The organism is Corynebacterium sp. ES2794-CONJ1, assembly GCF_025660615.1.
Lineage (GTDB): Bacteria > Actinomycetota > Actinomycetes > Mycobacteriales > Mycobacteriaceae > Corynebacterium.
This window is the reverse complement of sequence record NZ_JAOTIM010000001.1, coordinates 126,724-139,817: the sequence shown is the minus strand read 5'-3', so window position 1 is coordinate 139,817 and position 13,094 is coordinate 126,724. Positions and strand designations below refer to the sequence as shown.

Here is a 13,094-nt window from a genome sequence, read left to right as displayed (position 1 = left end):
TCGCTATTACTGCAGCCGAGCTCCCATTGATTCCAGCAGGTCCTCCCACGCTGCCACGAATTTCTCGACCCCTTCAGCTTCCAACTTTTCGAAAACATCTGGCAGATCAATACCTAGATCTTGTAAGGTGCTGAGCACCTTGGCCGCGTCGTTCTCGGCTTCACTGAGGGTATCACCCTTGATATCTTCCGCTTCAAGCGTGGCATCAATTGTGCTCTCAGGCATTGTATTAACGGTTAGTGGGCCCGCCAGCTCGGTTACATACAGGGTGGCGGGGTAGTTGGGATTTTTGACGCCGGTCGAAGCCCACAACGGCCGCTGAATATGCGCACCTGCTGGCATATCTGCACTCTTGAATTGATCAGCGAATAGCGCGTAGGCCACTCGAGCGTTAGCTATGCCCGCTTTACCCCGCATGGCCAGAGCTTCCGGTGTGCCGATATCTTCGAGTCGCGCGTCGATTTCGGTGTCGAGTCGGGAGACAAAAAACGAAGCCACAGAGTGGATTTTTGTCACATCCAGATTGTTTCGGTAGGCGGCATTGATTCCGTCGATATAGGCCTCGATCACCTGGCCGTAGCGTTCGACGGAGAAAATGAGCGTGACATTAACGCTGATTCCTTCAGCAAGTGCTGCTGATATTGCGGGGAGCGAGCCTTCGGTGGCCGGGATCTTGATCATGAGGTTTTCCCGATCAACACGCTCCCATAGGGTCCGCGCCTGAGCTAAAGTTGCGGCCGCATCGTCTGAAATGCGCGGATCTACTTCAATCGAGACGCGGCCATCTTTCCCCTGAGTTTCGAGGTAGATATCCCGGAAAATATCGCACGCGTCGCGAACATCTTGGATACTCATTTCATAGACGGCCTCGTCTGCGGGCATTCCCTGCTCTTTAAGCGCTGCAATCTGATCATCATAGGCAGAGCCTTGCGACATTGCATGAGCAAAAATAGCGGGGTTGGTGGTCACTCCCACAACACTTTTGTCGGAGATAACTCGTCGAAGATTTCCAGAGTTAATGCGATCACGGCTGAGGTCATCTAACCAGGTGGACGTTCCAACGGCTTGGAGCTTATCTATTGCATTCATGGTTTCATCCTTGAGGTTTTTAACGAAAGTATTTAAATGCGGGCGAAACTTTCAGATCTCAGTTCCGCCCGCACTACTTCTTTACTGGTTCCTAGGCAGCCAGACTGTCTTTAGCGGCTTTCACGACGTTGTCGACCGTGAAACCAAATTCTTCAAACAGTTTGTCGGCTGGAGCCGAGGCGCCAAAATGTTCGAGCGATATAGCCCGCCCCTGCAATCCTAGGTGGCGATGCCACGGCATGGAGATTCCCGCCTCAACAGCAACGCGGGCGCGTACGTGAGGTGGCAGTACGGACTCTTGGTAGGCCTGGTCTTGCTCCTCGAACCAGTCGAGGCAGGGAACCGAAACAACGCGGGCGGCAATACCCTCCTTCTCCAATTGAGCAGCTGCCTTTACTACCAACTGAACCTCGGATCCGCTGGCCATGAGTAGGACCTCAGGCGTAGCGGCAGAGGCTTCCTTGAGTATATAAGCGCCACGACGAAGTCCCTCGCGAGCCTTCTCTTTAGTGCCGTCTAGGACCGGGAGATTCTGGCGCGAGAGCGCTAAACCCTTTGGGCCTTCCTTGTAGAGTAGCGCTGCGCGCCAAGCCGCTGCAGTCTCGTTAGCGTCGGCGGGGCGAATAAGTGATAGTCCGGGGATAGCACGAAGGCTGGCCAGTTGCTCTACTGGCTGGTGAGTGGGACCATCCTCGCCAAGTCCAATGGAATCGTGGGTCCAGACATAGTAAGCATCAGTTCCCATGAGGGCGGCTAGACGCACAGCGGGGCGCATATAGTCGGAGAAAATTAAGAAGGTTCCGCCGTACGGCCTCGTGCCCCCGTGCAGCGCGATTCCGTTCATAATCGCACTCATGGCGTGCTCGCGAATACCGAAATGGAGGTTACGGCCATCTGGTGCCGCAGTCCAGGTGGAGGTGCTAATAGACTCTGGTCCGAATGATTTTTCACTCTTCATCACGGTGTTATTGGAACCAGCTAGATCGGCGGAGCCGCCCCAAAGCTCAGGCAGGGTTTTCGCCAGTTCCTGAATGACCGACTCTGAGGCCTTGCGGGTAGCCACTGAGTCCCCGGCCTCCCACGTCGGTAGATCAGCATCGAAGTCAGCTGGTAGCTCACGCTTATTAAGACGCTCGAAGAGCTCCCGTTTTTCGGGGTGCTGTTGAGACCATTGCTCGAATTTCTGTGACCATTCGGCATGCTTATTTGCACCGCGCTCGACCAAATTGCGGGTGTGAGCTAATACCTCATCGCTGATAGGGAAGTGGATTTCAGGATCAAAGCCGAGTTCTCGCTTTGTGGCGGCGATTTCCTCTTCGCCCAGGGCAGCGCCATGGACAGCGCCGGTATTCATCATAGTTGGGGCGGGATAACCAATGATGGTACGAACCCGAATAAACGATGGACGCTGGCGGTCAGCCTGGGCCGCAGCAATAGCCTCTTCGATGGCGACGATATCCTCGCCACTCTCAACTTCTAGTACTTGCCATCCATACGCCCGATAGCGTGCGCAAACATCCTCGTCAAAGGCAATATCGGTTTCCTCTTCGATGGAGATTTTATTATCATCCCAAAAGACGATGAGGTTACCTAGCTTCTGAGTACCCGCGAGCGAACAGGCCTCAGACGTTACCCCTTCCTGCATATCGCCGTCGGAGGCGATGGTGTAGATATAGTGATCGAATGGTGACTCACCTTGGGGCGTATCCGGATCGAATAGCATGCGCTCACGGCGTGCCGCCATAGCCATACCCACCGCGGAGGCTAACCCTTGACCGAGTGGTCCGGTGGTAATTTCCACGCCTTTAGTGTGGCGGTACTCGGGGTGACCTGGGGTCTTTGCGCCCCAGGTACGCAGGGCCTTGAGGTCATCGAGTTCCAGGCCAAAACCTCCGTAAAACAGCTGGATATATTGAGTGAGCGAACTGTGACCACACGAGAGTACAAAACGGTCACGGCCTACCCATTGATCGTCCTGGGGGTCAACATTCATCGTGTGCTGATACAGGGTGTAGGCAAGCGGCGCCAGTGACATTGCGGTGCCGGGGTGCCCTGAGCCGCATTTCTGCACGGCATCTGCAGCGAGGATGCGAGCGGTGTCAATGGCTTGTGTATCCAAATCACTCCAGTGATCTGGATAATTGCGAACCGTATGCTTTTTAAGCTCAGGAGATAAGGTCACAGTGATAGTCCGTCCTTTAATATTTTTTCGTGGTCGAGGCTCGCGCAAGCGAGTTTATGCGCGAACCACATCCCACAGTTTAGCGCCATTTGGCTTCAAGGATGGCAGCGAGCTGGCTGGAGCTGGTATACGGCGAACAAAATGAACGAAGCGAGGGAGTTTTGATAAGCCAAACTCTTCAATGAGGAGTACCTTGGACTAGGTACGATAACGTTTCCCCCGCTCGATGACTGTGGCTCAAATCTTTTCGTTGAGTTTTTCCAGTATGCTGAGAAACGTACTTTCACAGAAATTATGGAGGAGATAATCCTTGGAGACGATCAAGGCCTATATTGCGTTGACGAAGCCCCGGGTCATTGAACTCCTCTTGGTAGCAACCATTCCCGCCATGCTGCAGGCTGAGCGTGGGGAGAATAATATCGCGCTCATCCTGTTGACCGTCATAGGAGGCTGGATGGGGGCAGCAGCTGCTAATACCTTCAATATGGTGGCGGATTCCGATATCGATCAGAAAATGGGGAGGACTCGTTCGCGCCCCCTTGTCAGGCACACGGTTTCCAACCGAAATGCCACCATCTTCGCGTGGGCGCTTACTGTTTTGAGCTTTCTTTTTCTCTGGCTCCTCTGCAATTCGCTTTTAGCGGCCGTATGTGTGATGCTCACCATTGCTTTTTATATCTTTGTTTACACAAAGTTTTTAAAAAGGCGCACCCATATGAATATCGTTTGGGGTGGCGCGGCGGGCTGCATGCCTGTGATAGTGGGGTGGGCCGTAATTAAAGACAATATGCCTGGAACAGACCTGGCTCACTGGTGGCAGGCCATCGTACTCTTCCTGATCATTTTCTTTTGGACGCCCCCGCATACGTGGGCCTTGGCCATGAAGTATAAGGAAGATTACAAGGCCGCTGGAGTGCCCATGCTGCCGGTAGTCCGGGAGGAAGTTGAGGTGACTCGGCAGATTGTTGGCTATACCGTTGCCACGGTTATAACCACCTTCCTTCTTATTCCCGCGGCTGGATGGATTTATGCAGTGGGATCAATCATCTCAGGAGCAGGCTTTCTATTTATGGCGATTCGGCTCCATCAAGGAGTCAAGCGTGGCGTGCCGGTCAAACCACTCAAGCTCTTCATTTTGTCGAATAACTATTTAGCTGTGCTCTTTGTAGCGCTATCGGTCGACGCTATTTTAGGCTTGGAAACTTTCGGTGCGATGCTTGATCCCTTTTTTGTGGCCTAAGAATGAGCCTCGGTCCCCGGGCGCACACTTCCTCAGACTTTCGAGCTCAAGGAAACGTAGCAAAAGCCGAGCGTATCGCTTGAAACTATACGATAGTCACATAGCCTTTCTTAGCTCATCAGCTTCATGGTTGTGGCTGCACTCTCGCCAGTTAAATGCACATCGAGATATTTTGTACACCACAAGAGAACGATTGGAGAAATCGCCAGTGCGGTTTCCGTCATCCTCATGGGGGCATCTCAAGGGTTATTGTCTATCTGCTGCCAGGCTGGAGCAGTGACAGCTGACTAAAGGGGACGTGAAACAATGATCTTTTTCTCAACGCCGAAGCGACGGCTATACACGCGAGAATGCACACCTAATCCTTTAGCCGATGATTCTATGCCTAACCGGGGTTCTCCTAATACGCGTGTGCATATATCAATGAATCAAGGTGCCTCGGGGATAGAGCACGCAGCTCCTCATGACCTACGTCAAACAGTACGATGAGTTAACGCAGGGCCCGCTAGGTCGGAACTATCCCAGAATTTGGCAGATACACGACGTATCTCGGCAAATTAGATGGTGTGAATTAGAACAATTTCCAGCTACTTAGCTGAAACTTTTGCCTCGAGAAAGCTCGTGTCCATCCGCTTGATTCTGCGAACCTTATGCCTCGAAGCTTGGTGATCGAGAAAACCTCGCCTGTATACTCCACACTTTCTGACACCACAGCATCTCCCTGCCGTTCTCGTTAGGGAGCAAAAGAGGGACAACCGAACCACAAGCCAAAGTGTGGCGAGTTGCTCAGAACAAAGAATGTCTGACTGCTCAGAAAGCTTAGACAGTTGCCTAAGGCGAGGCAGGGAAAAAACCTAGATATATCAGTGGATAGAGACGGTTTGAGCTAGCAATTAGCCCGTTGAACTGGGAAGTATCGTGGTTGTTCGTAGCGGATTGCTGGCCACAGCACACGCGTTAGTATTGAGAAATTTGTCTGCTGCATGAAATCTCGATCCGTGACTGTGGGGTCATATAGGCTGTGCCGCTTTAGTTATCACCGCACACCAGGAAGCCGATGCCGCTGAATTTAATGAACACGCTATGCCCCAAGTTTTATACGACCTGGCGGCATGGTCATAAAAGCCGAACACAACGATATGACGTGTGCGCGATTAACATTTTCTTCTCGTCCCTGTGGTTTTAGGTTTCGGCTGATATTGCACTGCCTATCGTCTATTGAGTTAGCTTGACCCTGCAGGTCTTTTATGGGGGAATTATTCGTAACTGAATATAAACTCGTGGTCAACTAATAGACCGTCGACTGTAGTCACTGCCTTAATTCCTAGCGAAGCTGGCTATCTCTCTTAGCTCGAACACATCCTGATCAACCCCAAGCGGAGCGCAATTACTGCTCAGGGCTGATCTGAGGTCACGATCTATTAATATCTGCACGATATGCATCGATGAGATCTTTTCCTGGGTTAGTCATATGCATTTGATCAGTGAATTTCACGAGTGATCGCGAGGAATCGTCCCAATCGTGATACAACGAACCCCCTAGGATCTGCTAGGGGGTTAAAAATCAGAGTTGATGATATTCCTGTTCAGGCGAGGTGTCTTCTGGGTGACGGCTCCAGCCTTGGGCATAGAGGAAGCCGAGGAGCGCCACGACGACAGAGCTGAAGCCGATATGGACAGGCACCGTCCAGCGAGGCACCCCTAAGCGGTATTGTATGACTCCAATGAGTGCCTGGAGCACTATTGTAGCGATAAGCCACAGGGTCGTTGTCTTGGTTTTGGTTGGAACGCGTTGAAAAGCTAACGATGCGGCGATAAGTGTGACCACTGCGAGCAATAGATACATTGTCCACGCGTGAATATGGGCCATCCATGCAATGTCGACCTCAAGACGCCCCTGCATTCCTGCTTCGGAGTCACCAGCGTGAGGCCCGGCTCCTGTCACCATGGTTCCAGTAGCGAGCACGAGAACTAGCAACCCAGCTGCGAAGGATACGAGGTAGCGCAGTGATTGATCGTAGGTGCGGTGGGGGATACCAGCATCGGGTTCTCCCACTCGAATATAGAAGATGGCAGCTAACCAGACGAGGAGCATGGACGGCAGGAAGTGAATGGCGACGGACCACCACTGAAGATCTAGCAGAACCGAGATTCCGCCGAGAACAGCTTGAATGATGACACCGATTCCCTGGACAATTCCGTGTATCACGAGTTCTTTGCGTCGATGAGCAGCCACAATAGAAATAAAGGCAGCGATGACTATGCCGATGAGAACAAAAGTGAGGAGCCTATTGCCAAACTCGATTGCTTGGTGAATCCACGGTGCAGCCCCCGGAACTGGCACGAGGGAGCCCTCGTGGCATAAAGGCCATGTATTACACCCGAGGCCTGATCCTGTCACCCGGACAATGGAGCCAGTCACAGTAATACCTGCCTGGGCAAGCAGCACAAATAGTACTAATCGCCGCTGGTATGGGATAAGGAATTTTGCTCGGCGCTGGATAGATTCTTGCATGCTAGACACGCGATTATTTTACCCCGCAACGCAAGGCGCTGAAAGTTATTAACACCTAACCGATGAATCTGTGAGAAATATCTTATGAATAGTACTCGACTAATCTGTGAAAGAGAAGAAACGGATCGATGCAGCGATGCCCAGGATTGTCCATACTATCAAGCTGAGCACAGCGAAACCTGGAAACTGACCGGCAAATGCTGAACCAATTCCATCAGCCAGAGCTACGGAAGGAATAATGTGGTACAGCGGGTGGATGGACTCGACGTTGAAGGTCAGGTAGCTAGCCGCCCCCACCAAAAGCACCCATATAAGGTTTGCTAAACCCAGCACCATTTCAGAGGAGAGAGTTCCACCAAGGAACATTCCCAAGGCAGTAAAACAGGCAACCCCGACAAAAAAGATGACCACACCAATGACCCCGAAGCCGAAGGTCGTCCTCCACCCGGTTATAAGTGCAACCAGGGTAAGGCACGCTACCTGCAAACTGGAGACTACAAGCAGTCCTACTACTTTTCCCAGAATAATTGTGGAGGCAGGTACACCCGAGGCGCCCGCCCTTTTCAACGCCCCATAGCGACGATCGAAAGCTAGAGAAATTGCTTGACCTGAAAAGCCCGAGCTCATCGCTGCGATAGCAAGAACCGTAGGGAAAATCGGGGAATGGGGGCTATACGTATCGAGCTGAGGGAGAAAATATGCTGCAATGATGATGCCAATCGGGATGACAAAGCTCAGCAGAAATTGCTCTCCATGACGCAAAAATAACAAGGCTTCAATTTTTCCCTGGGACTTCAGCATATGCATCACAGAGGCCCGCTGTGGTTGTGGGCTAAAGATACCTGGGGGGATATGACCAGGCTGCGGTTGAGAAATAGTCATAGAATAGCTCTTTCTAACTTCTTAAAGCGCGTCCAGTGATCTCAAGGAAAATATCCTCGAGACTTCGGGCCTCGGTCGACAATGAAATAATTAGGACGTTTTGTTCGGCAGCCAATCGGGCAAGCTGAGAAATCAAGGCTGGGGTGGGTTCAGTTGGTATCGAGTACACCAAGGGGCGAATCGCTTCAACGCCCAAGGCCGCCCACGGCGCAGCGGTTATGTCAAGGTCTCGATCCGTTTCGAATTTTAAGCCCGGAGAGGCTTCTTTACGCAGTTCGCTAGGACTACCGGCTGCGACCACGCTTCCCTGATCGATAATGACCACCTCGTCAGCTAAAGCCTGGGCTTCGTCCATTAAATGCGTGGTTAAGATGACCGTAACCCCGTCGGCGCGTAGTTGCCTTATTAATCTCCAGACTAGAACACGAGATTGTGCGTCCAATCCGGCTGTGGGTTCATCGAGAAAGACCACCTTCGGGCGCGAAATCAGGGCGAGAGCTAAAGCTAGTCTCTGCTTTTGCCCTCCGGAAAGTCGCCGATAGGTCGTTGACCTGACATTACCCAAGCCCAGCAATTCAATCAGCCAATCGGGATCAAGGGGATTAGCATTATAGGACGCCGACAACTTCAGCATTTCTTCGACCCTAATGCCCGAATAAGATCCAGATTCCTGCAACATAATGCCAATAATTGCGCGCACATCCTGAGGCCTGGTAACCGGATCGATACCGCAAACGCTGACAGCGCCGTGCGTCGGCTTCTGAAAACCTTCGCAGATATCAATCAGCGTCGTCTTACCAGCACCATTGGGGCCTAGGAGAGCCAGAACTTTTCCCTCGGGAACGCTGAAACTAACATCTTTAAGCGCCTGTATATCTCCGAAAACCTTGCTCAATCTTGAGACCCTGAGAGCAGGGGTTTTGGTGGGAGTCATCTTCACAACACCCTAGTCTATGCGACGTTTGAAATTTCTCCGGTAGGAAACGTACATGAGGCTGATAATTACTACCAATCCAACGACTGAGGCGGTATAAATCGAAAGTACCGTTTCTGGAGGCAGTGATAACCCCCGCGGAAGAACGAAAAAGCTCAGTAAGAGCGTATACGCAATGACTGCGGCTCTAAAAACCTCCCTATTAGCCCACGCGGCCAAGGGTAGAATCGCCCACAGCATATACCACGGGTGTACGACGGGAAAGAACGCCACCATTACTAGAGTTGATATCCCAAGCGCACCCACAGGGTGAATGGCGCCCTGGTAGGTGCGCAGGAGTAACCGCACCATAGCAAAACCTGCAACCGCCAACCCCGACAGTCGGGTGATGATGAGGATAGCTTCGGTGTGATCACCTAAGTAGAGAAATTTCCCCACGAATCCGAAGATTACTCCGAGGGCAGTTGATATAGACATCCAGCTGCGTACGGCTATGGCCCCGCCTTGGCCAGTGATCCACCCTGAGCCGATCCCACTGACCCACGTGACGGTGAGGATAGCAGCGATCATGCAAAAGGTCTGCAGCGCAACAGCGATCAGCCAAGCTGAGGGTGTGCTGCGGCCGCGCAGGTGAATGATTCTAGCAATAGCCATTCCGATGAAACCGAGTCCGATAAAGCCGGTAACTTTAACCATTCCTGCGAGACTAATGAGAAGGCCACTGGTTGCTAGCAAAATGACTGCTCGCCTCGAGCCCGAGCGTTCCATGTAATCCACTCCGCGTAAGCCGACTTCAATGCCTGCCATGAGTAAACCGAGCAGGATCGACTCGTTATGGATGCCACCAATGAGGTGGAGGATAGTGAGCGGGTTGAGTATCCCTAGCCATAATGCGGCCTGCGGGAGAACACCGCAGCGTTTTGCTAGGTGAGTAAGAGCCCATCCGGCTAGAGCAACCCCAAGGAGAGAGATGATGCGGTGAGCAAGAACCCCAAGCACGATGGAGTCATTGGTGAGGAATGAGATCAAGGCAGCGATTCCTAATGCTACGGGCCCGTAAGGGGAGGGGGAATGGGCCCAGATGAACGGTACCGAACGGGCCAGATCGTTGTCAGTCCCGAGGAGATCTACAGGTCCCGCGCTATATGGATCGAGACCCATCACTACAATCGCACCGTTGGCTAAGTATGAGTAAATATCTTGAGTAAACATAGGTGCGCTTGCGATCAGCGGTAAGCTCCAAGCCACGAAAGTACGCCTGGTCATCGACATGCTAATAAGACCCATACGCGTATGAGCCTCTTTCAAGGCTACCCCGGCAAACGGCGCCATAAATAGCCACGCTAGGACTAAGAGAGCTATGCCAACAAAGCACAGCACTGTTGATGCTTGGAGCATTCTAGCCATGAGAGTGCCACCAGGAAAGACAGTATAAGGTGAGTTCACTACGGGCAGGGCTCCTGCTCCCAGGGCCCCTAGGCTAAGGAGTAGGGATCCTAGTGTGCCCATCCATCTGGTGAAGGCGAAACGTTCGAGATCAATGGCCGTGAGTGGAGTGTGGATACGATCCCTGACTGTGGGTTCCATTTCCGCCTCGGTAGAATCGCCGATCAGGGTTACGCTGCCATCGCGGAGAGTCTTGATGAGATCGACGCCGCTGGTGGCCTTTACCAGCAGGGAGGTATCGTGATAGCGTTCACCGCTTTCCGTCTGTAGAGAGGGTGGAATTGATTGAATACGCAGCACGGTGCGGAGGGCTCGGTTCCACCACAAGGGTGCATTCTTGCTCACTCACTCAGCTTAACTCAATCTTTTGCAGTAACGGACTTAGGCTCAAGCTGAAACCTCGCATCGCAAGTGTTTCGCAACCGTGGAACGCACTGAGAGGAGTCTGAGAAAAAACGACCACCCTCACCCTGTTTGAGTAGCAAAACCGTTGATAGGGTGCCCTAAATACTAGAGGTGAGAGCGATAGGCACTTTTCGGGGTTGTAACAGTGCCGCCATTTAGGTAACACTAGTGTTGTCTAAAGAAATCTAGACGGTCAGCTCCATTACGATATTAGGGCGATATTAGGGCAGTACAAGGAGGTGAAGCGATGGGCCACATCAATCGCGGAGAATCGCGCTCAACTGATGGTGAAACGCGTCATGCCATCATGAGCGAAATTCTCAAGCATAATCGCATTACCGCCTCCGAATTAGCCGAACATTTGAACCTTTCTACTGCAGGAATTCGCCGCCATCTCGATATATTGGTCGGGGAAGGCCTCGCGGAAATAACATCGGTTTCCGCGCATCAACGATCCACTCGGGGGCGACCCGCCAGGGCATTTAGCCTAACCGACAGAGGTCGAGCACAGTTTGGCCACAATTATGACTCGCTAGCAGTGGCAGCTTTGAAAACATTAAGGCAACACGGCGGGGAGGAGGCTGTTAGGGCCTTCGCTCGCAAACGTGCGCTAGAACTTATCGGAGATTTTAATTGTGAAGGCGACACGATTGAGGAAGCTGTAAGCGAGCTCGTGGACGTCTTTACACAACACGGCTACGCGGCTTCTATGAACAATGCCGGACAAGGCGTTCAGATTTGTCAGCATCACTGCCCGATCTCGGAAGTGGCCGCCGATTTCCCTGAGTTATGCGAGGCCGAGCATGAGGTGATAGCGAAAGTGCTCGGCCGCCATGTTCAACTACTCGCCTCAATCGCTGATGGCCACGGTATCTGCACGACTAATATACCCATCCGCCCCGTTAATAGATCTACATCGGTCTCCTAGTAATTGCTTGAGAGGAACGTATTCAATGACCCAAGCACCCGTAAACCCCCACACTCTCCAACCCCCTACAGACGATGAGATCATCGAGTCCATTGGTCCTTATAACTACGGCTGGCATGATCGTGATGATGCAGGACAACAGGCGCGACGCGGCCTGAATGAGGATGTGGTCCGCGATATCTCTGACAAGAAACAGGAACCAGCGTGGATGCTGGAACAGCGACTCAAAGCTCTCGATCTTTTTGGCAAGAAGCCTATGCCCACCTGGGGTGCGGACCTAAGTGGAATCGATTTTGACAACATCAAATACTTCGTGCGCTCCACTGAGAGCCAGGCCACGAGCTGGGAAGAGCTTCCCGAAGATATCCGCAATACCTACGACCGTCTAGGTATCCCCGAGGCTGAAAAACAACGCCTCGTAGCAGGAGTAGCTGCACAGTATGAATCTGAAGTGGTGTATCACCAGATTCGAGAAGATTTAGAAAAACTCGGGGTCATATTCGTCGATACTGACACCGCACTTAAGGAGCACGAGGAGTTATTCCGCGAGTACTTTGGAACGGTCATTCCAGCTGGCGACAATAAGTTCTCAGCATTGAATACTGCCGTATGGTCAGGTGGTTCTTTTATCTATGTGCCTAAAGGAGTGCACGTTGATATTCCTCTGCAGGCCTATTTCCGCATCAACACTGAGAATATGGGCCAATTCGAGCGCACTCTAATTATCGTTGACGAGGATGCTTACGTGCACTATGTCGAAGGTTGTACCGCTCCGATCTACAAATCTGACTCCCTACACTCAGCTGTGGTGGAAATTATTGTGAAGAAGGGCGGGCGGTGCCGCTATACCACCATCCAAAACTGGTCTAATAACGTCTACAATCTTGTGACCAAACGCACCAAGTGTGAGGAAGGTGCGTCGATGGAGTGGGTCGATGGCAATATCGGCTCCAAGGTCACCATGAAATACCCAGCGGTGTGGATGACCGGTCCCTACGCTAAAGGAGAAGTCCTTTCCGTAGCTTTTGCCGGTGAAGGCCAATTCCAAGACACTGGCGCGAAAATGGTCCACATGGCACCTCATACATCGTCGAATATCGTCTCGAAATCGGTAGCTCGAGGAGGCGGCCGAGCAGCGTATCGTGGGCTTGTACGCATTAATGCTAATGCCAACCATTCAACATCGAATGTTGAATGCGACGCCCTGCTCGTCGACAATATCTCACGTTCGGATACCTATCCTTATAACGATATTCGCAATGACCATGTCTCGCTAGGTCATGAAGCGACTGTCTCTCAGGTATCCCAGGAACAGCTCTTCTACCTTATGTCTCGAGGTATTGCTGAGGACGAGGCTATGGCTATGATTGTGCGCGGATTCGTCGAGCCTATTGCCAAGGAATTGCCCATGGAATACGCCCTCGAACTCAACCGTCTCATCGAATTGCAAATGGAAGGATCGGTGGGCTAACC

Annotated in this window: 9 protein-coding genes; 3 read left to right on the top strand and 6 right to left on the bottom strand. The window is 52.1% G+C overall.

Annotated elements, in window-relative coordinates:
• Positions 1 to 6 precede the first annotated feature (6 nt).
• Both tal and tkt read right to left on the bottom strand, forming a co-directional pair.
• Positions 7 to 1,089: a transaldolase gene (gene tal / locus N7326_RS00640; protein WP_259076815.1), complete on the bottom strand. Its 1,083-nt coding sequence runs from the start codon at positions 1,087 to 1,089 to the stop codon at positions 7 to 9.
• 91 nt (positions 1,090 to 1,180) lie between these two features.
• Positions 1,181 to 3,271, bottom strand: coding sequence for a transketolase (tkt, locus tag N7326_RS00635; RefSeq protein ID WP_259076826.1), 2,091 nt, complete (start codon positions 3,269 to 3,271; stop codon positions 1,181 to 1,183).
• A 310-nt stretch (positions 3,272 to 3,581) separates the two neighbouring features.
• On the opposite strand from tkt, the gene N7326_RS00630 reads away from it, so the two are divergent.
• Entirely contained in the window at positions 3,582 to 4,511 is a 930-nt protein-coding gene (locus tag N7326_RS00630; protein ID WP_259076828.1) for a heme o synthase, read from the top strand.
• A gap of 1,564 nt (positions 4,512 to 6,075) precedes the next feature.
• On the opposite strand, the gene N7326_RS00625 is transcribed toward N7326_RS00630, so the two are convergent.
• The 4 genes from N7326_RS00625 to mptB form a co-directional block, all read right to left on the bottom strand.
• A complete protein-coding gene (locus N7326_RS00625) occupies positions 6,076 to 7,026 on the bottom strand; it encodes a COX15/CtaA family protein (protein ID WP_259077101.1) in 951 nt (316 codons plus the stop codon).
• A gap of 99 nt (positions 7,027 to 7,125) precedes the next feature.
• Positions 7,126 to 7,908, bottom strand: a complete 783-nt coding sequence (locus N7326_RS00620; protein WP_259289226.1) for an ABC transporter permease — start codon at positions 7,906 to 7,908, stop codon at positions 7,126 to 7,128.
• Positions 7,909 to 7,921: 13 nt separating this feature from the next.
• The gene (locus N7326_RS00615; RefSeq protein WP_259077102.1) at positions 7,922 to 8,842 is read right to left on the bottom strand and encodes an ABC transporter ATP-binding protein; all 921 of its coding nucleotides are present in this window, start codon (positions 8,840 to 8,842) and stop codon (positions 7,922 to 7,924) included.
• Positions 8,843 to 8,854: 12 nt separating this feature from the next.
• The gene (gene mptB / locus N7326_RS00610) at positions 8,855 to 10,588 is read right to left on the bottom strand and encodes a polyprenol phosphomannose-dependent alpha 1,6 mannosyltransferase MptB (protein ID WP_411512284.1); all 1,734 of its coding nucleotides are present in this window, start codon (positions 10,586 to 10,588) and stop codon (positions 8,855 to 8,857) included.
• A gap of 352 nt (positions 10,589 to 10,940) precedes the next feature.
• Between mptB and N7326_RS00605 the strand changes: the two genes are divergently transcribed.
• A complete protein-coding gene (locus N7326_RS00605) occupies positions 10,941 to 11,621 on the top strand; it encodes a helix-turn-helix transcriptional regulator (protein ID WP_259157779.1) in 681 nt (226 codons plus the stop codon).
• Between the two features lie 25 nt (positions 11,622 to 11,646).
• Positions 11,647 to 13,092, top strand: a complete 1,446-nt coding sequence (gene sufB, locus N7326_RS00600) for a Fe-S cluster assembly protein SufB (protein ID WP_259076835.1) — start codon at positions 11,647 to 11,649, stop codon at positions 13,090 to 13,092.
• Positions 13,093 to 13,094 lie beyond the last annotated feature (2 nt).

Bases quoted from the DNA above. Each gene is read 5' to 3' on its own strand.
- tal (WP_259076815.1), bottom strand. From the start codon at position 1,089: ATGAATGCAATAGATAAGCTCCAAGCCGTTGGAACGTCCACCTGGTTA.
- N7326_RS00625 (WP_259077101.1), bottom strand. From the start codon at position 7,026: ATGCAAGAATCTATCCAGCGCCGAGCAAAATTCCTTATCCCATACCAG.
- N7326_RS00620 (WP_259289226.1), bottom strand. From the start codon at position 7,908: ATGACTATTTCTCAACCGCAGCCTGGTCATATCCCCCCAGGTATCTTT.
- N7326_RS00615 (WP_259077102.1), bottom strand. From the start codon at position 8,842: ATGACTCCCACCAAAACCCCTGCTCTCAGGGTCTCAAGATTGAGCAAG.
- N7326_RS00605 (WP_259157779.1), top strand. From the start codon at position 10,941: ATGGGCCACATCAATCGCGGAGAATCGCGCTCAACTGATGGTGAAACG.
- sufB (WP_259076835.1), top strand. From the start codon at position 11,647: ATGACCCAAGCACCCGTAAACCCCCACACTCTCCAACCCCCTACAGAC.